The organism is Synechococcus sp. PROS-7-1 (genome assembly GCF_014279795.1).
Taxonomy (GTDB): domain Bacteria; phylum Cyanobacteriota; class Cyanobacteriia; order PCC-6307; family Cyanobiaceae; genus Synechococcus_C.
The window spans coordinates 852,252-872,628 of sequence record NZ_CP047945.1; the positions used below are offsets into that span (position 1 = coordinate 852,252).

The 20,377-nt window shown below is 60.1% G+C and carries 41 protein-coding genes; 24 read left to right on the forward strand and 17 right to left on the reverse strand.

All coding sequences use genetic code 11. The features are described from left to right. Positions 1–7: 7 nt before the first annotated feature. Complete coding sequence (locus tag SynPROS71_RS04460) at positions 8–277, forward strand: cupin domain-containing protein (RefSeq protein ID WP_186596955.1); 270 nt, start codon at positions 8–10, stop codon at positions 275–277. Positions 278–309: 32 nt separating this feature from the next. On the opposite strand, the gene SynPROS71_RS04465 is transcribed toward SynPROS71_RS04460, so the two are convergent. Further along, positions 310–654 (reverse strand): DUF1651 domain-containing protein, encoded by a 345-nt coding sequence (locus SynPROS71_RS04465; protein WP_370586856.1) that lies wholly within the window; start codon positions 652–654, stop codon positions 310–312. Between the two features lie 94 nt (positions 655–748). Between SynPROS71_RS04465 and SynPROS71_RS04470 the strand changes: the two genes are divergently transcribed. The 3 genes from SynPROS71_RS04470 to SynPROS71_RS04480 are packed head-to-tail and all read left to right on the forward strand — an operon-like array spanning position 749 to position 3,074. Continuing rightward, positions 749–1,741, forward strand: coding sequence for an NAD(P)-dependent alcohol dehydrogenase (locus SynPROS71_RS04470; RefSeq protein WP_186596957.1), 993 nt, complete (start codon positions 749–751; stop codon positions 1,739–1,741). Between the two features lie 24 nt (positions 1,742–1,765). Further along, positions 1,766–2,500 carry a peroxiredoxin-like family protein gene (locus SynPROS71_RS04475; protein WP_186596959.1) on the forward strand — a complete coding sequence of 245 codons (735 nt, stop codon included), beginning with the start codon at positions 1,766–1,768 and terminating at the stop codon, positions 2,498–2,500. Then, positions 2,490–3,074 carry a pyridoxamine 5'-phosphate oxidase family protein gene (locus SynPROS71_RS04480; RefSeq protein ID WP_186596961.1) on the forward strand — a complete coding sequence of 195 codons (585 nt, stop codon included), beginning with the start codon at positions 2,490–2,492 and terminating at the stop codon, positions 3,072–3,074. Before SynPROS71_RS04475 ends, SynPROS71_RS04480 begins: the two co-directional genes overlap by 11 nt. Here the strand turns inward: SynPROS71_RS04480 and SynPROS71_RS04485 are convergent. Continuing rightward, entirely contained in the window at positions 3,064–3,549 is a 486-nt protein-coding gene (locus SynPROS71_RS04485; protein ID WP_186596963.1) for a hypothetical protein, read from the reverse strand. The two genes, SynPROS71_RS04480 and SynPROS71_RS04485, sit on opposite strands and share 11 nt — an antisense overlap. An 80-nt stretch (positions 3,550–3,629) precedes the next feature. Here SynPROS71_RS04485 and SynPROS71_RS04490 point away from each other — a divergent pair, with 80 nt between their 5' ends. From SynPROS71_RS04490 to SynPROS71_RS04505, 4 genes are all read left to right on the forward strand, one after another. Next, the gene (locus tag SynPROS71_RS04490; RefSeq protein WP_186596965.1) at positions 3,630–3,902 is read left to right on the forward strand and encodes a DUF3303 domain-containing protein; all 273 of its coding nucleotides are present in this window, start codon (positions 3,630–3,632) and stop codon (positions 3,900–3,902) included. A gap of 66 nt (positions 3,903–3,968) precedes the next feature. Beyond that, a complete protein-coding gene (locus tag SynPROS71_RS04495) occupies positions 3,969–5,219 on the forward strand; it encodes a glutathione S-transferase family protein (protein WP_186596967.1) in 1,251 nt (416 codons plus the stop codon). A 49-nt stretch (positions 5,220–5,268) separates the two neighbouring features. Next, positions 5,269–5,592: a molecular chaperone DnaJ gene (locus SynPROS71_RS04500; protein WP_186597868.1), complete on the forward strand. Its 324-nt coding sequence runs from the start codon at positions 5,269–5,271 to the stop codon at positions 5,590–5,592. After that, positions 5,592–6,458: an NAD(P)-dependent oxidoreductase gene (locus SynPROS71_RS04505; protein ID WP_186596968.1), complete on the forward strand. Its 867-nt coding sequence runs from the start codon at positions 5,592–5,594 to the stop codon at positions 6,456–6,458. Before SynPROS71_RS04500 ends, SynPROS71_RS04505 begins: the two co-directional genes overlap by 1 nt. Here SynPROS71_RS04505 and SynPROS71_RS04510 read toward each other — a convergent pair. Then, the gene (locus SynPROS71_RS04510) at positions 6,451–6,666 is read right to left on the reverse strand and encodes a chlorophyll a/b-binding protein (protein ID WP_186596970.1); all 216 of its coding nucleotides are present in this window, start codon (positions 6,664–6,666) and stop codon (positions 6,451–6,453) included. The two genes, SynPROS71_RS04505 and SynPROS71_RS04510, sit on opposite strands and share 8 nt — an antisense overlap. Before the next feature lie 83 nt (positions 6,667–6,749). Here SynPROS71_RS04510 and SynPROS71_RS04515 point away from each other — a divergent pair, with 83 nt between their 5' ends. From SynPROS71_RS04515 to SynPROS71_RS04525, 3 genes are all read left to right on the forward strand, one after another. Continuing rightward, entirely contained in the window at positions 6,750–7,169 is a 420-nt protein-coding gene (locus SynPROS71_RS04515; protein ID WP_186596972.1) for a nuclear transport factor 2 family protein, read from the forward strand. Positions 7,170–7,463: 294 nt separating this feature from the next. Further along, positions 7,464–7,916, forward strand: a complete 453-nt coding sequence (locus SynPROS71_RS04520) for a DoxX family protein (RefSeq protein ID WP_255442374.1) — start codon at positions 7,464–7,466, stop codon at positions 7,914–7,916. An 86-nt stretch (positions 7,917–8,002) separates the two neighbouring features. Further along, on the forward strand, positions 8,003–8,173 hold the full coding sequence (locus tag SynPROS71_RS04525) for a hypothetical protein (protein ID WP_186596976.1): 171 nt from the start codon (positions 8,003–8,005) through the stop codon (positions 8,171–8,173). Between the two features lie 12 nt (positions 8,174–8,185). On the opposite strand, the gene SynPROS71_RS04530 is transcribed toward SynPROS71_RS04525, so the two are convergent. Beyond that, positions 8,186–8,341 carry a hypothetical protein gene (locus SynPROS71_RS04530; RefSeq protein ID WP_186596978.1) on the reverse strand — a complete coding sequence of 52 codons (156 nt, stop codon included), beginning with the start codon at positions 8,339–8,341 and terminating at the stop codon, positions 8,186–8,188. A gap of 42 nt (positions 8,342–8,383) precedes the next feature. On the opposite strand from SynPROS71_RS04530, the gene SynPROS71_RS04535 reads away from it, so the two are divergent. Beyond that, the gene (locus SynPROS71_RS04535) at positions 8,384–9,037 is read left to right on the forward strand and encodes an SOS response-associated peptidase (RefSeq protein ID WP_186597869.1); all 654 of its coding nucleotides are present in this window, start codon (positions 8,384–8,386) and stop codon (positions 9,035–9,037) included. A gap of 68 nt (positions 9,038–9,105) precedes the next feature. Then, the gene (locus SynPROS71_RS04540) at positions 9,106–9,420 is read left to right on the forward strand and encodes a DUF3303 domain-containing protein (RefSeq protein ID WP_186584871.1); all 315 of its coding nucleotides are present in this window, start codon (positions 9,106–9,108) and stop codon (positions 9,418–9,420) included. Position 9,421: 1 nt separating this feature from the next. On the opposite strand, the gene SynPROS71_RS04545 is transcribed toward SynPROS71_RS04540, so the two are convergent. The 5 genes from SynPROS71_RS04545 to SynPROS71_RS04565 are packed head-to-tail and all read right to left on the reverse strand — an operon-like array spanning position 9,422 to position 11,329. Next, positions 9,422–9,946, reverse strand: coding sequence for a WbuC family cupin fold metalloprotein (locus tag SynPROS71_RS04545; protein WP_186596980.1), 525 nt, complete (start codon positions 9,944–9,946; stop codon positions 9,422–9,424). Beyond that, positions 9,943–10,113, reverse strand: a complete 171-nt coding sequence (locus SynPROS71_RS04550) for a hypothetical protein (protein ID WP_186596982.1) — start codon at positions 10,111–10,113, stop codon at positions 9,943–9,945. Before SynPROS71_RS04550 ends, SynPROS71_RS04545 begins: the two co-directional genes overlap by 4 nt. Continuing rightward, positions 10,113–10,565 (reverse strand): low molecular weight phosphatase family protein, encoded by a 453-nt coding sequence (locus SynPROS71_RS04555; RefSeq protein ID WP_186596984.1) that lies wholly within the window; start codon positions 10,563–10,565, stop codon positions 10,113–10,115. Before SynPROS71_RS04555 ends, SynPROS71_RS04550 begins: the two co-directional genes overlap by 1 nt. Before the next feature lie 8 nt (positions 10,566–10,573). Next, a complete protein-coding gene (locus SynPROS71_RS04560) occupies positions 10,574–11,083 on the reverse strand; it encodes a hypothetical protein (protein WP_186596986.1) in 510 nt (169 codons plus the stop codon). 3 nt (positions 11,084–11,086) lie between these two features. Next, the gene (locus SynPROS71_RS04565; RefSeq protein WP_186596988.1) at positions 11,087–11,329 is read right to left on the reverse strand and encodes a hypothetical protein; all 243 of its coding nucleotides are present in this window, start codon (positions 11,327–11,329) and stop codon (positions 11,087–11,089) included. 130 nt (positions 11,330–11,459) lie between these two features. Between SynPROS71_RS04565 and SynPROS71_RS04570 the strand changes: the two genes are divergently transcribed. The 4 genes from SynPROS71_RS04570 (at position 11,460) to SynPROS71_RS04585 (ending at position 13,178) form a co-directional block, all read left to right on the forward strand. Further along, on the forward strand, positions 11,460–12,248 hold the full coding sequence (locus tag SynPROS71_RS04570) for a prohibitin family protein (protein WP_370586866.1): 789 nt from the start codon (positions 11,460–11,462) through the stop codon (positions 12,246–12,248). Next, positions 12,245–12,736, forward strand: coding sequence for a hypothetical protein (locus tag SynPROS71_RS04575; protein ID WP_255442375.1), 492 nt, complete (start codon positions 12,245–12,247; stop codon positions 12,734–12,736). Before SynPROS71_RS04570 ends, SynPROS71_RS04575 begins: the two co-directional genes overlap by 4 nt. Next, positions 12,733–12,909, forward strand: a complete 177-nt coding sequence (locus SynPROS71_RS04580; protein WP_186596992.1) for a hypothetical protein — start codon at positions 12,733–12,735, stop codon at positions 12,907–12,909. The genes SynPROS71_RS04575 and SynPROS71_RS04580 overlap by 4 nt, the downstream gene beginning before the upstream one ends. A 95-nt stretch (positions 12,910–13,004) precedes the next feature. Next, positions 13,005–13,178: a Nif11 family protein gene (locus SynPROS71_RS04585; RefSeq protein ID WP_186596994.1), complete on the forward strand. Its 174-nt coding sequence runs from the start codon at positions 13,005–13,007 to the stop codon at positions 13,176–13,178. 229 nt (positions 13,179–13,407) lie between these two features. Here SynPROS71_RS04585 and SynPROS71_RS04590 read toward each other — a convergent pair whose 3' ends face one another. Further along, complete coding sequence (locus SynPROS71_RS04590) at positions 13,408–13,791, reverse strand: DCC1-like thiol-disulfide oxidoreductase family protein (protein ID WP_186596996.1); 384 nt, start codon at positions 13,789–13,791, stop codon at positions 13,408–13,410. 131 nt (positions 13,792–13,922) lie between these two features. Between SynPROS71_RS04590 and SynPROS71_RS04595 the strand changes: the two genes are divergently transcribed. After that, entirely contained in the window at positions 13,923–14,087 is a 165-nt protein-coding gene (locus SynPROS71_RS04595) for a hypothetical protein (RefSeq protein WP_186596998.1), read from the forward strand. Between the two features lie 65 nt (positions 14,088–14,152). Then, on the forward strand, positions 14,153–14,470 hold the full coding sequence (locus SynPROS71_RS04600; RefSeq protein WP_186597000.1) for a TIGR03894 family protein: 318 nt from the start codon (positions 14,153–14,155) through the stop codon (positions 14,468–14,470). A 13-nt stretch (positions 14,471–14,483) separates the two neighbouring features. Here SynPROS71_RS04600 and SynPROS71_RS04605 read toward each other — a convergent pair whose 3' ends face one another. The 5 genes from SynPROS71_RS04605 to SynPROS71_RS04625 all read right to left on the reverse strand — a co-directional run bounded on the left by SynPROS71_RS04605 (position 14,484) and on the right by SynPROS71_RS04625 (position 17,311). After that, on the reverse strand, positions 14,484–15,935 hold the full coding sequence (locus SynPROS71_RS04605) for a glycosyl hydrolase family 57 (protein WP_186597002.1): 1,452 nt from the start codon (positions 15,933–15,935) through the stop codon (positions 14,484–14,486). A gap of 101 nt (positions 15,936–16,036) precedes the next feature. Continuing rightward, the gene (locus SynPROS71_RS04610; RefSeq protein ID WP_370586857.1) at positions 16,037–16,333 is read right to left on the reverse strand and encodes a hypothetical protein; all 297 of its coding nucleotides are present in this window, start codon (positions 16,331–16,333) and stop codon (positions 16,037–16,039) included. Between the two features lie 86 nt (positions 16,334–16,419). Then, on the reverse strand, positions 16,420–16,593 hold the full coding sequence (locus SynPROS71_RS04615) for a conjugal transfer protein TrbI (protein WP_186597004.1): 174 nt from the start codon (positions 16,591–16,593) through the stop codon (positions 16,420–16,422). An 89-nt stretch (positions 16,594–16,682) separates the two neighbouring features. Continuing rightward, positions 16,683–17,156, reverse strand: a complete 474-nt coding sequence (locus SynPROS71_RS04620; RefSeq protein ID WP_186597006.1) for a hypothetical protein — start codon at positions 17,154–17,156, stop codon at positions 16,683–16,685. Then, entirely contained in the window at positions 17,153–17,311 is a 159-nt protein-coding gene (locus SynPROS71_RS04625) for a hypothetical protein (RefSeq protein ID WP_186597008.1), read from the reverse strand. Before SynPROS71_RS04625 ends, SynPROS71_RS04620 begins: the two co-directional genes overlap by 4 nt. A 137-nt stretch (positions 17,312–17,448) precedes the next feature. Between SynPROS71_RS04625 and SynPROS71_RS04630 the strand changes: the two genes are divergently transcribed. Together SynPROS71_RS04630 and SynPROS71_RS04635 are read left to right on the forward strand one after the other, a co-directional pair. Next, a complete protein-coding gene (locus SynPROS71_RS04630; RefSeq protein WP_186597009.1) occupies positions 17,449–17,700 on the forward strand; it encodes a hypothetical protein in 252 nt (83 codons plus the stop codon). A gap of 29 nt (positions 17,701–17,729) precedes the next feature. After that, entirely contained in the window at positions 17,730–18,029 is a 300-nt protein-coding gene (locus SynPROS71_RS04635; RefSeq protein ID WP_186597011.1) for a hypothetical protein, read from the forward strand. Positions 18,030–18,035: 6 nt separating this feature from the next. Here the strand turns inward: SynPROS71_RS04635 and SynPROS71_RS04640 are convergent, their stop codons facing one another. Next, positions 18,036–18,275 carry a hypothetical protein gene (locus SynPROS71_RS04640; protein ID WP_255442381.1) on the reverse strand — a complete coding sequence of 80 codons (240 nt, stop codon included), beginning with the start codon at positions 18,273–18,275 and terminating at the stop codon, positions 18,036–18,038. 68 nt (positions 18,276–18,343) lie between these two features. Beyond that, entirely contained in the window at positions 18,344–18,778 is a 435-nt protein-coding gene (locus SynPROS71_RS04645; protein ID WP_186597013.1) for a secondary thiamine-phosphate synthase enzyme YjbQ, read from the reverse strand. A 76-nt stretch (positions 18,779–18,854) separates the two neighbouring features. On the opposite strand from SynPROS71_RS04645, the gene SynPROS71_RS04650 reads away from it, so the two are divergent. Genes SynPROS71_RS04650 through SynPROS71_RS04660 form a run of 3 tightly spaced genes read left to right on the forward strand, consistent with a single transcriptional unit; the run spans position 18,855 to position 20,262 of the window. Beyond that, entirely contained in the window at positions 18,855–19,031 is a 177-nt protein-coding gene (locus SynPROS71_RS04650) for a hypothetical protein (protein WP_006040960.1), read from the forward strand. Between the two features lie 59 nt (positions 19,032–19,090). Further along, positions 19,091–19,570, forward strand: coding sequence for a nucleoside deaminase (locus SynPROS71_RS04655; RefSeq protein WP_006040961.1), 480 nt, complete (start codon positions 19,091–19,093; stop codon positions 19,568–19,570). Positions 19,571–19,611: 41 nt separating this feature from the next. Then, positions 19,612–20,262: a hypothetical protein gene (locus SynPROS71_RS04660; protein WP_186597015.1), complete on the forward strand. Its 651-nt coding sequence runs from the start codon at positions 19,612–19,614 to the stop codon at positions 20,260–20,262. Positions 20,263–20,377: the final 115 nt, after the last annotated feature.

Genomic DNA, 20,377 nt, shown 5'->3' on the forward strand with positions numbered 1-20,377 from the left:
CTCGGAGATGATTCGTGTGACCTCCCCATGCCCTGACAGCGTGATCGTGGCGCTGGGGGCCCGTGAATGGCCTATCTGGGCCTGTGAAGTGAGTGAATTCCCCTGGAGCTACGACCAGAGGGAGACCTGTTTGTTGCTGGAAGGTGACGTGACAGTGACGCCTGAATCCGGTTCGCCGGTGCACATCAAGGGCGGTGATCTGGTGGAATTCCCGGCCGGGCTGAGGTGTACCTGGAGCGTGCATCAACCCGTTCGTAAGCATTACCAGTTCGGTTGACCCTGGAAGTTCTTGCTGAAGCGCTTCACTGTTCAGACATCCACATCGGCTCCCCATTGCGGCCTGCAGGGTTGCCAGCCCACGCGCAAAAGCTCCCTCCAAAGCTGCTCCGCGGTCTCGCGCCGCAGGTGCACCCGGGTGGTCAGCAGAGGAGGCTGGTTTGGAAAAGGTCTCCCTGAATCCACGAACACGCGCGGGTCGCGGTTCCAGTTTTTTTCGTCGGGGTGGAAGCGTTTCGTGTCCTGGGTGCTTGGGTCCTGGATCCAGCCGTGACGGGGCATCGCTTTCGGGGGGTGATCAGGGAAGCGCGCATCCACTCCTCCGCCTTGAACGGTGCGTAGGGCGAACTCGGAGCCATGGAGACGCTGCTGGTACACCTGTTCTAATGGGGTAGTACAGATGTGTCAATGCGCTGTGGCGTTGTCCGTGTGGCATGACTAAAGACAGGGGAGCACCGTTGCGGCTTCCGCTTTGATCTCCGTCTGGCAAGCACCATCTGCAGGGGCCCCTCTTGAGCGCGGCCAGCGGCCTGCGCTTGACCCTGCTCCCGATGAGCTGGTGCTGGAGGTGATGCACTGCGGCCTCTGCCACAGCGACCTCTCGATGATCGGCAATCACTGGGGCGTCAGCCGCTATCCCCTGGTGCCAGGCCATGAAGTGATCGGCAAGGTCACGGCTGTGGGCGAGGGAGTGGATCCCGACTTGATCGGCGAGGTTCGCGGTTTGGGCTGGATCAGTGGAAGTTGCAACCACTGCAGCCTTTGCCTCGGCGGTGATCAAAACCTTTGCAACTCCCTGGAGGCCACGATCGTGGGACGGCAGGGGGGCTTCGCCAGTCATGTGGTGGCTCGGCAGGACTGGGCAATTCCGCTGCCGCCAGGGCTGGATCCTGCTGATGCAGGTCCCTTGTTTTGCGGTGGCGTCACCGTGTTTGCGCCGCTGGTGGACGAAGCCGTGTCGCCCACAGCCCATGTGGCCGTGGTCGGCATCGGTGGGCTGGGCCATATCGCCCTGCAATTCGCGCGGGCTTGGGGGTGTGAAGTCACCGCCATCACCACCAATCTCGCCAAGGCCGAACAGGCGCGAGGTTTTGGAGCCCATCACGTGGAGGAATTGGAGGCGCTTCCCGATCTTCAGAATCGCTTTGATCTTGTGATCAATACGGTCAATCACCCCCTCGACTGGAGTGCGGTGATGGCTTCGCTCAGACCCCTGGGACGCCTGCATCAGCTCGGGGCCGTGTTGGAACCGATTCAGGTCGGTGCCTTCGATCTGATCCCCGGGCGGCGGTCGATCACCGGCAGCCCCACGTCCTCACCGGCCAGTCTCCTGAAGATGGTGGATTTCTGTGTCCGCCATAACATCCGCCCCCTGGTGGAACATCTGCCGATGGATCAGGTGAATGTGGCCATCCAAAGGCTTGCGCAGGGTGATGTGCGCTATCGCTTTGTACTGGATGCTTAAAGCGGTGTGCGTTTGGAACAAAGCATGAAAGCCCCCGAGTCTTTGCTGGAGCGCATCGCTGATGTTCCTGGCATGGGGCGAGGCTGCCGGCGTTTGGTGGTGCTGCTCACGCAGCTTGGTGATTTCGACTCCATGGAGTACGCCCAGGCCCTGGTGCCTGCGCTGCCTCAGCTGGACCAGGCCGGGATCCAGCTATTGGCGATCGCGATCGGAAGCCAGGAGGGTGCCGATCGTTTCTGCGGGTTTTCCGGCTTTCCTGCCGAGCGCTTGCAGGTGGAGCCCAATGCCAACCTGCACCAGGCCCTGGGGTTGTCGCCAGGGCTGAAGGCTCCAGGCGGCGCGTGGCCCTCCTTGCTGCTGATGTGTGCAGGCATCGGCTCTCCCGGCACCCTGGCGGAAGTGTTGCGTGGATACACCGGCGATCGCACAGCGCCCCAGCGCTTCAGCGACGATGAGGTGATCAGCACCGGTGTGCTGCCGGAGATCCGTGCGGGGATGTTTCGCCGGGCCGGCGGGGGCGGGTTTCAGCGGCCGTTTGAACTGGCCACGGTGCGTTTGCGCAACATGAATGAAGTGCTGCGCCACTGGGGCACATACGTCCCCGATGATCGCTACATCACCCAGCGGGGAGGCACGTTCCTGCTGGAGGAGGACGACTCCCTGCTGTACGTCCATCGGGACCGCGGCATTCTCGGGTTTTCCGAAACGATGAACCGTCCGCTGGCCTTCCTCGATCCCTGGATGCCAGATGCCGGTTGATCCGAGCCGTCCGTATCCGTTGCCGCCCTGGCGGCCTTTGCTGCGGGCAGCCCGCCAGCGGGAAGGACGGGCTCCCGGGGCCAGCTGGCTCCAGCTTGCCAGCGTGGCGGCTGATGGCACGCCGCGGGTGCGCACCCTTGTATTTCGAGGCTGGAGTGATGAGGGCGCCCTCGAACTGCTCACCGATGCCCGCAGCGAGAAACCAGTCGAACTCAGTGGGCAGGGGCAGGTGGAGCTGTGTTGGTTGTTCCGCAAGGCCAGAGAACAGTTCCGACTACGTGGAGCCGCTCAGTTGCTCAGTGATGGCGACGCTCCTGAGGCTCTGAACGCTCACTGGCAGCGGTTGACGCCCGGGGGGCGCTCGGTCTGGGCCTGGCCGCACCCTGGTCAGCCCTTCGATACGGCTGGCCCCTGGCCAGAGGTTGTCGCCGATGGGGAACCTCAGCCCCCTCACCTGGTGCTGATCCGCATCCAGATTCAGCGGGTGGAGCAGCTCGATCTCAAACCCCATCCCCACCGGCGTCTCTGCTGGGACCGTGGGGACGACTGGGTCGAGCGACGGCTCAATCCCTGAGCGTCCAGAGGGCGAGCCCACCGCCCCGGCCCCGTGCGGCCAGCCAGCCGCCTGCATCCCTGTGGATCAAAGCGAAGAACGGCTTGCGCTTGGCGGCTGGAGCCGGCAGCGACCGTTGCAGCAGGGTGATGGTGCCAAGCGTCAGCTTGACCTGCTCGAAGTGGAAGCTCAGCAGGGGTCTGCCTCCAGCCAGCTCCCCAGGTCCACTGAACTGCAGGGTCAGGGCACCGAGGTTCACGGCGTTGCGCAAGCGCAGTTGTTTGGCGTCGTCCAGGCTGATCTCCAGGCAGGCGCCAAGGCTGCGCAGCAGCCATCCACTCAGGGCGTTGGCGTCGCTTTGTCCCTTGGGCCAAATGGTTTGCAGCTGCCAGCAACCGATCAGGTTGTCGGCGTTGATGCCACTTCCCTGATGGCGAACCCGCCGCTCGCGCGTCAACAGCTCGTTCCCTGTCACGGTGGTGCTCGGAATGGACAAGGAATCCTCGACGCTGTCGCCAACATGCTGTCGGATCGTGCGTAGGCGTGCTAAGCGGGAGCGCCTTCCTTAGCGATTCCATGTTGTTCCTCATGCACTGGCACTTCAAGACCGGCTTTCACGAGAAGGCGGCGCGCAAGTTCCTGGAGACCGGTGCTCCTTTGCCGGCTTGCAAGTCGTGGAAGCGCTATCACGCACCCGGATCGGTTCAGGGCTGGATCCTGGTGGAAACCGATGATGCCGGCGTCTGCTACGAGCACGCCGCTGAGTGGGCTGAATGCCTCGACTGGACCGTGACACCCGTGTTCACCGATGAACAGGCCGGTCCCCTGATGGGCAAGGTCTACAGCTGATCGCACGGCTTGAGCCGTCGTTCGTCCCCGTCTTGCCGCCAAACTGCGGCAAGACCTGGGGGCGTGATGACAGTGGAGTCGGTGAAAGCGGAGGCGCTCTCCTGGGCTGCCCTCGAGGCTCTTGCTCCGGCTGCAGCCGAGCGGGTGGAAGGCCCCACCAACGCCCAGGCCAGCTTGCGGCTGTTCGGGCACTCCGAGGCGGACGTGCAGGTGACGTTGTTTCGGGACCACCACGCCTGGTGCCCGTACTGCCAGAAAGTGTGGCTTTGGCTTGAGCTGCGCCGGGTGCCGTACCGGATCCGCAAGGTCACCATGCGCTGTTATGGCCCAAAGGAGCCCTGGTTCACGGCGCTCGTTCCCTCCGGAATGCTGCCGGCCCTGGAACTCGATGGTCGGCTGATTACCGAGAGCGATCGCATCCTTGAGGCCCTCGAACGTGCCTTCGGGCCGGTGGGAGCCGGCATGAATGACCGGCGGGTGAGGCGGTTGCGCGAGCTGGAACGGCTGCTGTTCCGCGCCTGGTGTGTGTGGCTCTGCACTCCAGGCCTGCGTGAGGAGCAGGAACGACGTGCCCGGGACCAGTTCCAGCGGGTGGCCGCCCAGATGGAGGAGGCGATCGCCGTTGGTGGCGGGCCTTGGCTGGATCCCGACCATCCGAGCGGGGCAACACCTGGCACAGCGGACCTGGTGTTCATTCCCTATGTGGAGCGGATGAATGCATCTCTGGCCTATTTCAAGGGGTTTGCTCTGCGTGAGGCCCATGGAGGCATCGACCGTTGGCTCACGGCCCTTGAGCAGCTCGAGACGTATCGCGGCACCCAGAGTGATGTGCACACCCATGCGCACGATCTGCCTCCGCAGATGGGCGGATGCTGGTCGGATGGCAGTGCCCAGCAACAACGGATGGCCGCGGCGGTGGATCAAGGGGAGGGACTGGGTGCCCTCGAATGCCATTGGACACCCTCCGAAGCAGAGGTGACTCCCCAGGCCAGAGCCCTGGAGCGGGTGCTGCGCCATCGCAGCACGCTGCTGGAACGCAGTCCTCTCGGGCAGGCCTTTGATCAGCCCTTGCGCGCGGCACTCACCACCCTGATAGGTGCTGGACCGGTGTTACCGGCTGCAGGCTCAGCGGCAGCTCTGCGTTACCTGCGCGACCGGATTTCGGTGCCTCGCGACATGCCTCTGCACAGCGCCCGGCTGCTGCGGCAAGCCCTTGAGAGCACAGCAGTTCTGGCAGGTCACGACCAGCCGACTCCACTTCCCTTTGAGCATCGCTTCGATCAGGATCCCAGGCCATTTGTCGGCTCGGGCACCTGATCAGTGATCGGCGATCGAGCAAGGTGGGAAGCCAATGTCCCATGAGTCGATGGCTGGAGATGGATTCGGAGCGAAAGGCTCCTCTGCCGCTGCCGGGAAGCGCAGCAGCTCCAAACGCAAGCCTCGGCAGGCCAATCATCAGCGGGAACGCTGCCCCCTCGGCCGCGATCCCGGCTTCGAAGCGATCTGTGCGCGCCAGACTCTGGGCCTGGCCTTGTCGGGCCGCCTGACTGAGCAGGCGGTGAAGCGGGCTCACAAAGCCTTGGCGGTTCAGCATCACCCCGACAAAGGCGGAGATCCCGAGACGATGACCAAGCTCAACAACGCTCGCGATTTACTCCTGGAACCAGAAATGGAGACGATTCCAGCCTGATGACCAAGGTTGCTCTTCTTGGGACCGGCCTCCTTGGATCTGCCATCGGCCACCGCCTGTTGACGGTTGGCTGTTCGCTGCGGGTTTGGAATCGGGATCCAGCCCGCTGTGAACCGCTCGTTTCCGCCGGTGCCCAGCGCTTGGATGATCCTGCCCAGGCCATCGAGGGAGCCTGCACGGTGATCACGGTGCTGCGGGATGGTCCGATCACCTCTGAGGTGGTGGCGTCGTTGGGTGGATTGAATCAGTGTTGTGTAATGCCCATGGGCACCATGGGCATCAGCGAAAGCGTGGCCCTGGAGACCCAGGTGCAGGATCAGGGCGGTGTTTATCTCGAAGCCCCCGTGCTGGGCAGCCGTCCTGAAGCGTTGGCAGGACGGTTGCTAGTGATGGCGGGTGGGGATCAGGCGGTGTTTGATCAGCAGTGCGCTCTGCTGAAGCACCTCGCTTTGGAGCCGAAGCGGATGGGCATCGTGGGAACTGGCGCCGCATCAAAGTTGGCTCTCAACCAGTTGATTGCCAGCCTTACCCACGGCTACTCGCTGGCCCTGAGGCTGATTCAGGCCTCAGGTCTGGATGAGGAGCGTTTCATGGAGGTGCTACGACCGTCGGCGCTTTATGCGCCCACGGCGGATAAGAAGCTCAAGCGGATGCTGACGCATGACTACAGCGATCCCAACTTCACCACCAGCCTTCTGCGCAAGGACCTGAACCTCTTTCTTCGGGAGGCCGGTCTGGCTGGGTTGGATGCCGGAGGTCTGGAAGGGCTGGCCCGTTTGCTGATGCGCGCGGAGGGGACGGATTTGGACGCTGGTGACTACAGCGCCCTGCACGAACTCACGGCCGCCGACACCACGTTCAACTGAGATACCAGCGGATGAGCGCCATCACCTGACCGGCAGGGCCATACCCCGTGAGCCATTCGCCGATCACGGCAGCGGCGAAACCCACCATGGCGGTGCGACCGTTCAGCCTCTCCACTCCGGCGAGAGCGCTGGTGTTCCAGGGGCGGTTGGTGGTGAGGCCTTCGCCGAACTTTTCAACGGGCTCGTAGCGGAAGCTCGGTTCGGACATGGCGTTGGCTCAGGGTGTGCTGGAGCCTATGCAGAGACTGCTGATTTACGCATAGGGTTCAACCGGTTATTGCGACGTCATCCGTGGACGCAGAGCGCCTCCGATCCCTGTTCACCAAGCCTTACGGCATGCCAGCACCCACCGAAGCGCAATGGCGGGAGCTGTACGACGACAACGTGCACTTTCAGGATCCAACCCAGGAGCGCAGCGGCATCAAGGCTTACATCGAGGCGCAGGAGGGCTTGATGCGTCGCTGCGATGACGTTTACCTCACCGCCAGCGCCATCGCTGTCGATGGGGACATGGCCTTTATTGAATGGGAGATGGGCCTCAAAATCAAAGGCATCGAATTCATCTACCCAGGAACAAGTCGCTTGCGCTTTAACAGCGACGGGAAGGTGTGCGATCACCGCGACTATTTCGACTTTGTTGGTCCAACCTTTGAGCCCGTGCCCGTGGTGGGTGGGTTCGTGCGCTGGCTTTACAAGCGATTTGTTGACTGATAGCGGCTCAGCTTCCAGAAGGCCAGGCTGGTCAAGGCTGCGCCGAAACCAAGAAAGAGGGTGAGAAGGGCTTCGCTGCTCATGTCAAGTGCGCTTTATCTTTCTAAATATTGTGGCGGGTTTGAAGGGGGAGCGTGGGCCGAGATGGGCCAGTCCTGAGTATTTCTGCTCAAAGTCGAGTGGATTGGCTGCTCGGCTCGCGAGCCTGCGAGTCATGTCGTTACATTTTCGAAACATACGGGTCTTGACGTGCTCAGAACGATTCTTTCGAAGCCATTGCTCGCCGACGTGGGCATGCTCGTTCTTCGAGTCTTCACAGGGACCCTCCTGATTCATCACGGTTACGAGAAGCTCGCCAATATTGAGAATTTTGCTGATGCCTTCGTGCGTCCGCTGCATCTCCCATTCCCGATCGCGCTTTCGTACATCGCAGCTTTCTCTGAAATTGGTGGCAGCTGGCTCTTAATCACCGGATTGCTCACCCGCTTCGGTGCCCTGGCAATTCTGGGAACGATCACGGTGGCGATCTACCACGCAGTGATCACCGCAGGTTTCAATATTTACCTGCTCGAGCTCCTCGGCCTTTATTTCGCGGCAGCCGCGGCCGTGCTCACCGTTGGTCCTGGTCGCTTGGCCATCGATGAATTGATCGTTCGCCGTTTCAATCCTGAAATGCCTTCGCAGCCCAAAGTTGCAGACGATGCTTTTGCTCCCGCTGACACTCTCGCCCAGGGTGCAGAAGCCTGAAGTCACCTCCGGCTTCGTGAGCTAATCGTTGGTTGGACTGAAGCGCATGCTTTGGTCCATTTTTTTTGATCGGAATCATGGACTCGATGAATGCGCCCACAATCAGCTTGCTGATTTTTGGTGCCCTCTTCGCTGCACTGCAGATCTGGTGGATCGGTTCGCTGATGGTGAGAAACCGGCGACGTTCGGGCGAGCGCCCACTCACGACATCACAATTCCGCCGAGATCTTGAACGCATCTTCAAGAACAAAGCCTGAAGAGGCTTCCTGTCAGTAGCTCGACTGAGGAAGGGTGAACCCTGATTGCATGTGTTGCACATCAAGCATCACCCAGGTGAGCCAAACCAAAATGGCCACAACGCCTGATCCAGCGGCGAAACGTCCCAGATTGCGGATCAGAAGTTCGAAGACGCTGACTTCCTTCATTGAATCTGGTCGTGTGACCACATCTTGCTCGATCGTGGTCTGATGTGCGGTCGCTTCGCTCTCTCGATTCCGCTGTCGGACTTGCCGTCGCCGTTGCTCCAGCGTCTGGATCCAGCCCACCAGAAACGGTATGCGCCTCGCGATCTGATTGGTCCTGGAGAACCTCTTCTGGTTTTGCGCCGGGATGAAAGGGACGTCTCTCCTGCGCTGATGCTTTGGGGCTTGATTCCAAGCTGGACCAAGGATCCTCTGAGCGGACCGAGACCGTTCAATGCCCGAGTGGAAACCCTGGATGACAAAGCCATGTTTCGGGGGGCCTGGCGTCATCGACGTTGTTTGATTCCAGCCAGTTGTTTCTTTGAAAAAGGCTGGCGGATTCGGAGAGGCGACCATCAACCGTTCTGGCTTGCAGGCCTCTGGGAACGCTGGCTTGGTGCTGATGGCAGCGAAATCGAGAGTGTCACGATTCTCACCACGGCTCCCAATGCGCTGATTCGACCTCTGCACCCGCGCATGCCCGTGGTGATCCCTGCTGGGCTGGAGGATGAATGGATGGCGGATGTTGATGGAGCGGGCTTGAGAACGTTGCAGCCTTTACTGGGTCGTTGGGATCCCACGGGTTGGATCAAGGATCGGCCTGGAGACAGCGACCAGCCTGGAGGCAGCGACCAGCTCTCTCTCTTTGAGATGCCTTAGTCGTGTCGCAAGACACCGTTGCGAACGTTGGCTGCTCTTAGGTTTCATCGGCAGAGATTTGAAGAACCATGCAGCTCTATTTCGTGATCGGCACGATTCCCGATATCGACAGTCAGCTTGATGTGTACAGGGAATTCATCAACTATTTCGAAGGAGGTTGTCAGAACGACTGTTTTGAAGGCTTTGAATTGATTCAGCGGGCTCACCTTCCTGGCCAAGGCCAGGTGGTGGCTCTGATGAAAGCCCGGGGTACAGAGGAACTCTTTCGCCACCTCGCCCCTTGGCGGGCCCAATTCGGCGTTGAGATGGAGATCACTCCAGCGATCAGTGATGCCGAGGTGGTCGCCAGTCACAAAGTGCTGTTCGCTTCGATGGAAGACTGAATCAGTCTTCGCCTGGATGGGCCCGTGGGGCCGGAGATTCAAGGAATCGATCGCGCCAGCTGCGCTCCTGGAGTTCGGCTTCAGGAGTGCGTTCTTGGGGAAAGCTTCGAAGGAAGTCCTTGTCTTGGCATGGAACATAGGGTCCTTGCTTCAGTTCGAAAATCACGGAGTCGCGCTCTAGAGCCACGAGCGTGTGGAATTGACCTTCGGCCACCTCCACTCCGCGGACAGGCCCGGATGCTGAAAGCGTCTCCGTCTGAAGAATCTCTCCCTCAGGGCTGAAGATCAGCAGGCCGATGACTCCCTGCAGAACAAGAAAGCACTCGAAACCTGCCCCCTCCTGATCGCGGAGATGACGATGGGGACGGACATAGGTGCCGGGTTGCAGCACGTTGAGAAAGCGCTGCACCGGTTCGGCTTCCTTGTGGAAGTTGTGGTTGCAACGTTGCCGTGGTCGCTGGGAGGCTTCCCCGGCCAGAGCGTTGAACAGGGTCTGATCGATGCGCTGGATCGGAGATCGGCTCATCGGCGTTGCTCCCGCAAGCGGCGCATCGAATTTCTCGGCATCCTTCTGTTCTCCCGAAGGGAGGGCATGACATCGTCCGGATGGCGTGCGCGGGGGTGGATGCTGATCAGGGCGATGCCGATCAGCATCAACAGAATGACTGCGCCGGCCCGAAACACCTGAAACATCAATGACCGGTGATGAACGCGTTGATGAGGTGATCGATCTGGTGTTGCAGAAGCGCGATCGGATCATCGCCGGCGACGACCTCGTCGAGATCCTTCACGCTCCAGAAGCGGATCTTCGCTTCCAGGTCAGGGAACAGCTTCTGCACCATCGGCCTGTGGGCATCGGCATCCACGGCCACCACCACATCGGCTTGTTCCACGTCGCCTCGGGTCACCTGACGGGGCATCGCCAGTTGGGTTGGATCAACGGCAACACCACGCTGCTGCAATGCAATCTGAGCCTCGATGGCCATTGCTCCGATGTTGCCGCTATCAGATGTCACTCTCAGACCGGCTGATACGGCGCGAATGTCATCGCCATGGCCCTGGAGGGCGATCTGATGGTTGAACCAGAGTTCAGAGAAGCGGCTGCGGAAATAATTGCCGGTGCAGAGGAAGAGAACGGTTTGCATCGCCGCGTTCAGGAGAGAGGATCGGCAGGAGAAGTGCGCACCACGCCCTGTTCCAAGGGAAGCAGGTCATCGTCATCGGTGGCCCGACTGCGAACCGGTGCGCTGAATCCCCTGGCGCGGGGGTTCTTGACCTCAAACGGCCCCGGAGTGCCGGTGGGGACGGCCAGTCGCAGCGCAAAAGGGTGTTCCCCAGGTTGCACATCACCGATGGATCCCACCCGGGTGCGATTCTGCAGAACGGGCTCGCCGCTGCGGTCGAGGATCCGGGCATACACGTCGGTATCAACGACCGCACGCCGTCCGGTGTTGTTCACCATGCCGCTGAGCACGTAGCAGCTCGCCCCTTCCGGGCTGGTGATGGTGGGCCTGCTGGCCGCTGAGGGACTGGGCTGGGCCCCTGGATCCGCGGCATCACAGGGAGCCAGCGAAACGTCCGTGAGGGGAAGGTCTGCGGCAAGGGCCGGTTGAGCCACAAGCATCAGCAGCGCAAGCACTCCGGCAGCAAGAACTTTGACCATGGCTCAGTGCTGCAGGCCGGCCACGGTGTCGGTGAGTTGGGCTACATCGGAGAGACCGTTCACGTCGAACCAGGGGGCCGTGGCCCAGTCGAATCCCTCCCCGAAGGTGTTGTCCGGAGCTGTGATGTACCAATGGCAGTCCACATCAGGGACATCAACGGCGCACTGGGACCAATCGTTCTGCCATTGGGGGACCTGCACCCACATCACGGCGGCAAAGAGCAGGGAGAGAAGGCTTCTCAGCACGGGACCCAGACAGGATGGCTGGACGCTACCAGGGTTCTGCTGGGCCCGCGAGCACTGCGGCGATCCTCTCGCTAGGACGTGTGAAGTGATTCGTCTCTGACGCCACCCCTGCATGCAAAGTCCATCGCCGATGCGTTCTGTCAACTCCGGAGGTCCGGAGGGGGGCTTGGTGGCCATCGTGGCCCTTGTGCTGGCTGGGCTGCTGCTGCTGGCGCAGTCTTTGTTTGTGGTTCCCGCTGGCGAAGTGGCGGTGATCACCACCCTGGGCAAGGTGAGCGGGACTCCGCGGCAACCGGGGCTCAACGTCAAAGCGCCCCTGGTTCAGCAGGTGTGGCCATTCAGCGTTCGTACTCAGGTGCGGCCGGAAAATTTCGCCACCCTCACGAAGGATCTTCAGGTCATCCAGGCCACAGCCACCATCAAGTACGCCATGCGTCCGGATGAGGCGGGTCGGGTTTACAGCACGATTGCCAGCAGCGACCGGGATGTGTATCCGCGGATTATCCAGCCTTCCCTTCTGAAAGCGCTCAAGTCCGTGTTCTCGCAATACGAGCTGGTCACGATCGCTTCAGAGTGGAACGACATCTCTGCGCTGGTGGCCAGCACCGTGGCCGAGGAGCTGGATCAGTTTGATTACGTGAAAGTGGTGGGACTTGATCTCACCGGTCTTGAGATCGCCGAGGAATACCGGGCGGCGATTGAGCAGAAGCAGATCGCTGAACAGCAGCTTCTGCGGGCGCAGACCGAGGTGAAAATCGCTGAACAGGAGGCCCTTCGTTACGACACGTTGAACCAAAGCCTTGATGACCAGGTGTTGTACAAGCTCTTCCTCGACAAGTGGGACGGTCAGACTCAAGTGGTTCCCGGGCTGCCGGGCGTTGCCGGAGGAACGCCGCCGGTGATCGTTGGCCGGCGATGAATCGTTTGCCGCGCTTGCCTCGTCTTGACCCCGGGCTGATTCTTCCGCCTGTCGTCACCAACGTGTTTCCAGGGCGTCGTCTCGCGCTCTGGTTGTTTGTTCCGCTGATGCTGGTGACGCTCTGGCGCAGCCAACATCACTTGCTGGCTGCCGATGGCGGAGCGCAGTCGATTGCCCACATTCCCCTCAACGCTTACCCAGAGCCTGCGGCGGCCACGATCGTGGGGTTGTTCGCCCTCTGGGGGCTGAGTCAGCTGATTCTGGCGTTTCTGCAACTGCTGGTTCTGCTGCGCTACCGGAGCATGATTCCCCTGTTTTATCTGCTCTCGTTGATCGAATACAGCGTGAGAGCCTCTTACATTCCGGCGTTTCGCCCGATCCCGACCACGGCCACAGCTCCGGGCGCCGTGATCAATGTTCCCATTGCCGCCGTTTCTCTTGCGCTGTTGCTTCTCAGCATCTGGCCCAGGCGAGAGGTCTCTGTATGACGCAACGCACAGCCACCGGTCTTGTTCTGGTGCTCCTGGTGGGCCTGATCACCCACTGTGCATCCAGGGTGCAGACACGCGTGCGCTATCGCGTGCTGCCTCAGCAGGGTCCAGGCAGGCTTCTTCCGGTTCCGGTGCGTCATCCATCGTCCAAGCCCGGTTTGCTCCTTTGAGGGGGGCCCTTGAGTACGGGAAGAAATTCCAACGTATCGCCCGATACAGGGCTGGTGCTCCTACTGATGAAGAACCCCTTCTGGAGGTTCAGACCATGTCGATGAAACAGCTGGAGACGTTCTTGGCCAAGGCCAGTGGCAATGACGACATCCGACGCGAGTTGGACCAGTGCGACGGCGACACGATCTGCGTCGCCAAAGTGGGTCTGCGCCATGGCCACAAGTTTTCTGCCGCCAACTACAGCCGGTGGCAGAGAGAGCACGGCTGAACGCCATCTGTGACGGCACGTTGACACAATCCACGGCGACCGGAAGAGCTCACTTACAACTAATGAGTCCCTGATTGAGACCCCACATGGAGACCAGCTTCGGCAGGGACCTTGCCCGTTCGCTTGCGTTGATGCTTCTGGAATTGCAGGCTGAACTTGAGGAGTTCGCTCACCAAGTTGACCTTCAACCAGATGTTGTGCCGTCCTCTGTTGAGCGGAGCCTGAGTTCTCAGGCTCCGCGGTAATCGGGGTCGAGGGGAAGTCCCTTCAGGCCCAAAGCGATTTGCCGAGCTGCGAGGAGCCCTGGATAGAGAAGGTTGGCTCGCCTCGTATCGCTGAACACGCCATGAAGCACCCGCAGGAGAGGGTCGCTCGGCGTGAGGTTCCTGCAGAGCATGGTGATGGCTTCGCTGCCATGCCAGATCTGCTCACCGTCCATCAGCACAGCGCCGTTGCTGATGTTGTATCCGCGCTTCCTGAGCATGGCTCTGAGTTCATGATCGCTGCGGCCGTCGCGGATCATGAGGTCGGGAACACCTCCGAGCAGCTCGCTGCGTAGGGCAAAATGCCGACAGAACGGACATCCGCCGTCGTAAACGAGGGTGTAAGCCATACCAATCATTCTGACGTGCTTCGTGAGCTTTCAGCCGCTGCTCATCAAATTTTCAGTGCCGTTTTTTCAAGGTGGATCGAGGCTCAAGCCATGGGGGACGATCACTCCCCTGCATTCTTCGGGAGCTTCCCATGACTGACTACGAAGTTCACCTACGCCGCTACGGCGGAACCATGCACGGCCCGATGATCATCAGGCTGGAAGCGGAGGACCCCATGCAGGCCCAGCGCGCAGCCCGCGATCTCTGCCCCGGTGCGGTGGTCACTCGTGTTGAGCCGACCTTTTCAATCCGCTGAACGGCCTATTTCACCCTGAACGGTAGGTTGAGCTGATTACAACGATCGGATCGCTCGTCCCTGGAATGGCAGACAAGGAACTCCTCAGAGAAGTGGCGCTTGAGCTCTGGAGCTCGGTGAAAAAGCTGCGCCCGGGTCTGCCACGGGAATCACGACTGGAGCTCACCCTCAAAGCTCTGATGGTGATTGGAGATCTGAGCGATCAGATTCAGGCCGCGGTGGTGGTGGGGCTGATTGCCGAGCAGGAGCCCCCTGATAGTGAGCCCGAGGGACAGGATGTCACCCTTAGTGAAGAGGGCTCCGCCAGCAATGCGGGTTCTGAAGTTGAGCAGACCCCTGACGGGCGCAGGGTTGTGCGACGTCGATCGAGGTCTGGGAGCTGAGCCCTTCAGATCGTTAGGGCATCGAAGCCAGTACGGCTTCGCCCCGACGGTTGATCTCTTGGGCGAATTCGGTCCATAGGCCCTGACCCCAGTAGCGGAAGCAACTGGTTTCCAGCAGCAACACATGCAATAGGGCCTGTTGATAGGCAGCGCTGGCGGTCGCCGATGGATCGGCTGCAACAGTCGCGTCGAAACGCTGATGAAAGCGTGCGCTCAAGGCCTGCATCGGGTCCAGCACATTGCTGTAGCCATCCACCCAGCTGAGGTTGCTGGTCCAGGACGCTCCTTCCATCGAAAACCCGTCCTCAAGGGATGTGAGCTTGGCAATCGCTGAGGTGATTGCTTCAGGGTGAACGGCATCACCTACCTCCTGCCACAGCCTGTGCTGATGCAGGGCCTGAATTCGCGGAAAGTGCTTGTCTTCGACGCCGATGGCATCGAGATGCGCCAAATACTCCGATCCATTGAGCGCTGTGACGTTGCCTTCCCCATCTCGGACCCGGCGGCTGGCCTGACGGAACGCTTCAGGAAACTCATTCATCATCACGCCGCCGTTCTCCCCATCGGCGATCTGGCTCACCAGTGATGGCACTGTCTTGCCATTGAGATGCTGCGATCCCATCCCCATGGCTTCGTAACACGGCTGCATCTGACCTACCAACTTGGTGTCGGATCCCTGGGTCTTGATCAGCACTGTGATGCTGAGCTCCTCGCCTCGGGAGTTTCTGGCAATGAGCTGATTGGGCAGGTAGCGCTGGGCATGATCGAGGGGGGCGCCGTTGCACTGCTCCACGCTGTGCTCCTGCACCAACATCCAGCGATAACCGGATTCCTTCAGAGCCTTCACCAGAGCAAACAGGGTGTCGGGGTGATTGGGTAGGTGCATTTCCGGAAGGGAGAACCCCTGCACCCGCTGTAAAGCCTCGTCGCCAAAGAGATTGGCGAATTGGTGGTGCCAGGCGCTGATCTGCAAGGCCAGATCCGGAATCGGGGTGGAGGGTGCAACGGCATGGCTCCAGAACGTGCCGAGCCACTCCACATGCCCCTGCATCTGTTGATCACAGGCGAGATGGCGCAGGGCCTCCGTGATGTCATCACGGCCCATCTGCTCCACCCCCCAGAGCAGATTGCCGGAATAATCGAGCATGATTTTGGGATTGCAGCCCTCGTTGATCAGTTCGGGGATCAGCTCTGCCATGCGCCGGTAGCACTGCGCAAACGGCTCGGCGTTGTGGTTGTCCCCCTCTCCTGGTCGATCGAACATGTATTGAAGGTGGGAGATCAGAGCGCCATCCATGCCTGCCGGCACTGTGGGTTGATGCATGTGCAGAGCGCAGGCGAAGGCTGCTTGTTGGCCTTCGAGAGTGCTGTTGCTCTTTGAAATCCATGGATTGGAGCGATTCAGCCTGAGGGACTGGATGGTCTGCTCCCGCCCGGCGATTGGTGGCAACTGGTCAGAGTTCATGGCGCTTGGCTGCAGGGTGCTGATCTGGGCTGGTCAGGCTGCGGTTGGACTCACCCTTGATGATGGCCAAGAAGAATCACCCAAGCCCGCTGGTTGCGCCCTCATGCCACTTCTGGTGCCCAGCCGACTTGACGATGCCAGCTGGGAGCCCACTGCAGGCAGTGGTGGGTGAGGTGCGCGCCCTGAGGCAGTTGTCGATGCTGCCGTTCGCAGGCCAGCAGCGTGCGTCCCTGCATGTCACAGCCGAAGCGGAAGTGCTGGCAAGTGATGCAAACGCTTGATCCGCGGCTGGGTCGCAGATCGTCGACACTGAGGACACTCCAGAACTCCATCACCCGTTTGCGCAGTACACCTGTACTAGCCGCGGGATTGGTTTTGGTCAAGACATCGCCAGCCATGGTCCTCTCCCCTGGAAAGGGCCCGATGCTCGTCCCATGGGATGACTCCACAGCCCGCTTGGGTTTGGACTCTGAAGTGGTGTGAATCAGGCGTTGCAGGTGCACCCGCAGGACCCATTGCCGTGGCAGGGCTCCTGATTTTGATGTCCGCTGGCGCAGGCTTCTGAGCAGAAAGCGATGCCGTCACGGAGGACGGCTTTGCTTTCGGGCACGGTGCAGACGCAATCAGGACATGCGCAGGAGCTTGTTAAAGGTGTCATCGCGTGACTCCTGAAGAATTGGATAGGTCTGTCTTACGCCTGCTGGACTGGGGGTGCAAGGGGAGATCCGAACTCCAGGATTGGCTTCTTCAGCGGCGGCTGGAGGTGAGAAAGCCTCTGATGTAGTCGAGGCCCCAGTCGAGGGTGTGCACAGGCAGCTCGTAGCAATCGTTGAACAAGCGGCGTTTGGCCTGCTCCAGCCGGGGCATGCCAATGGCTTGAAGGTTGGCGCTTGAAGCGAGAAAGAATTCTTCCCGTGCCACAGGGTCGTTGCGTTTCATGCCATTGACATACAGCGTGCGGATCTCCTGGAAGAGGTCGGCCGTTTCACCTTCGAAGCGAATGATCTCGTCGCCGAGGGGGATTTCCATGGATTTGATGCAGCGCATCGAAAAGGACATCGCTGCCCGGGTTTCCTCGGGGGAGAGGGCGTCCTCGTGGCCGTCGCGAAATTGATGCTGAATCACGCCGTTGCTGCATTCGAGCAAGCGGAGCAGTGCGAGCTTGTCGAGCTCGGCGTCGGGTAGCTGGCTGAAGAGGCTGAACCAGTTGCGTCGTTTCATTGTTCTGCGATCACCCAGGCGGTGGCTGCTCGTTGGCGCATGTACAGGTCGGCAAGCTCGCGAGCGAGGGAGCGCAACTCCTGAACATTGTCGGTGGCGTCGATCAAGCGTTTGAGCGACTCCACCTCGAATTTTTGGCTGAGGGACAGCTGCATGGAACAGCGCTTGATTGCAGTCACCTTAAAAAAAGTTCATGATCATCGGTTGTCGTGTCCGCTGCCAAAAAGAGAGGCCGTTCACGCGGTGCGCCACAGCGCCTGCCAAGATGTAACAAATTCGTTACATCGGGCTGATGACCGTTGGTGAACTTTTCCTCGAATCCCTGTCCACGGGGGTGATCACGGAAGATGAGATGCAGTGGCTCACTTCGCATCAGCACGGATTTTCCCGTACTGAAGAAGCCGCTGCGGTACGTCTCGGTCGGCTGGTGGACGAGGGCATCGTGAATCTGGGCTGCAGGGTTTCAGGCCTCCAGCTGAAGCACCGAGCGATTCGCGACCAATGGATCGAGCCTCTGGGCCGTCGTCGCGGGCAGCAACACTGAAAGAGTGAGTGTGAACTCTTTCAAAACCCATGGCGGACTTTCTCAATTGTGTTCGCGTCGTGGTGAAGCAGGGGTTTGAACAGCGCTACCTCGATGCTGTGGAGGCCTGGGTGTCTCCCAAGGGAATGCGTGAGCGCTATCTGGCGCGAACCGGTGAGCGCGCGTTCTGCTTCGTGGCTCTCTGGGACAGCGAGGATTCCCTAGTCGAGGCTCGCCCGCAGATGATTGAACATCTGAATTCAGTGAGGGATCTGCTCGAGGAGCTGTCCCCGGAACTGGGCGTCACCGATCCGGTTTCCGGCCCAGTGATTCACTGCTCGAATGGCTGAAGCGCATCACGTCTCCGGCCCATCCTCGCGTTCGCGAATCCGCTGTTCAAACTGCCTCACGTGACGGCGTCGCCTGGCGATGGGCACACCCACCGCCAGCGCCAGCACGCCAACAATGAGGAGCGTGGCGAGCAGCTGCGCCAGTGTGGCCTGGGGAAATACGCTGGACGACAGGCGATCCACGGCTTCTTCCACCGCGCTGCCGTTTTCGGTGATCAGGACCGGTGCGATCGAGACAAGCCTCACAGGTGGTCGTCAATCATCAGAGCTGGTCACAGTCTGGCGTGAGCTGAGCTGAAGAACCTCGGCCTGCATCACGCGGAAAGCCATTGCAGCGACACGGTGCGCTGACGCGGGCCATCCAGCTCCACCAGGATCACGTCCTGGTAGCGCCCCAGTTGCAGCGCTCCGTTGTTCACCGACACCGTCGTTTGATGGCCGAGCAGCAACGCCTGCAGATGGGCATGGGCATTCCGCGGTTCATCGTCGGGGATGCCGGGGCGCAGCTCCAGGTCGTTGTGTTTCCAAGCTGTGGTGGGGGGTGCCAGCTGCCGAAGCCACTGCTGCAGATCCAACAGGAGCCTCTCCTCCAGTTCGTTCACGATCACTGCGGTGGTCGTGTGTTGCGTTGACACCACAACGGCTCCATCGCGTTCGCCATGCACTTGAACAAACCGCTGCAGTTCGGCGGTGAGTGACAGGCACTGGAAGGGGGCGTCGGTGCTGAGGTGGAGGAGATGGGAGGTCATGGGCTCATGTTGCCGATCAATCCATGCATCGTCTTCGTCTCAAAGGAGCTAAACATGCAATCGACGCCCTGGATCCATGGCCCTTCTTCCCCGCTGGCAGTACATGACCGATGAGAGCAAAGCTCTTGTGAAGCGTGCAGCCGTGAGTGTGTTGGTGCTGTTCGTAGCGGCGATCCTGCTGCGAGCGCTTTTGCCCTGGGTGTTGCTGGCCTTGATTGTCTGGTTTGTCTGGAGCTGGATGAGCCGACGCTGAAGGGTTGTCGACAAACGATGCAACCGCGATCAGAGTTGTTGCGGTTTCCCCTTGGTTTCATGGCTACTGATCAGGACCGCACACTGATGAAGGAGGCCATCCGCCTCATGCGCGAAGCCGGAGTGGTGAACAAATCAGGTGGTCCGTTCGGTGCCGTGATTGCGAAAGATGGAAAGGTGGTATCCGCCAGCGGCAACAGTGTGGTGCGCGACCTCGATCCCAGTGCTCACGCTGAGGTGAATGCCATTCGTGCGGCTTGTAAAGCTCTGGGGACTTGGGATCTCACCGGCTGCGTGATGTATACCAGCTGCGAATGCTGCCCGATGTGTTACGCAACCGCCTACTGGGCTGGGATCCGGAAAGTGTTCTATGCCGCGGCATGGTCGGATTATTCCGATCTCTTCTCGGATCAGGAAATCAATGAAGATATGCAGAAATCCAGGGATGAAAGGGAGATCCAGCTCACGCAGATTCTTCAGGACGAAGCTTGTTCCGTTTGGAAAGAGTTTCGCTTGCTGCCCGATGGTGCCCGGTACTGAGATGTTCAGCGCTAAAGCAACGGGACGGGCCCCTGAAGCTCATGGATGAGCATCATCAGAGTGATGAACAATTCGTTTACACCTTCCATAACGAGTTGCTGCCCTCACAGGTGGAAGCCTTCAGCAGACTGCAAGCCGACTTGGATATCGCTGCCAAGGCTTTCGAAGGCTATCTCGGACAAGAATTGTCCTATCAGGTCATTGAGAGCGATGGTCTGATTCAATGCACTGCCCGGATTCGTTTCACAAGCCTTGAGCTTTGCCTGAGCTGGTTGGATAGTTCTGTGCGCCGGCATCTGCTCTCCGAGGCTGAAGGGGCCATCGGCTATCGCTATCGCGCCAGTGTTGAACCGCAATCCTTTGATCAGTGGATCGCCGTGCGCAGTGGCCAGCGTTCTCCAACCTGGAAAGTGAATCTTCTGGTTTGGTTGGCGTTGTATCCCTCTGTGATGGTTTTGATTCTGATCGGTCAGACCACGTTGGGACGTTTGCCATTGCCTCTCAACATGCTGATCAGCAATGCCATCACTGTTGCTGTCACGGGTTGGTGGCTGGTCCCCTGGTTGAGTCGGGTGTATGGCGGCTGGCTGTCGAATCGGTCTCAGCGCTGGAACTGGATTCACAGTCTTACGATTGTTGGTTTTCTATTTCTTTTTCTTGTTCTGTTCAGCGCTCTGAATTCGTTGCTCTGATGTTTTTTGCAACAGGTTTGTCGTGGTCAGATCGGATCAACACGGTTTAATTGGGCAGTTTTGAAGCCAGAGGATGAGATTCATTCGTGTTCTAAATCTCAATCCGGGTTTCCTC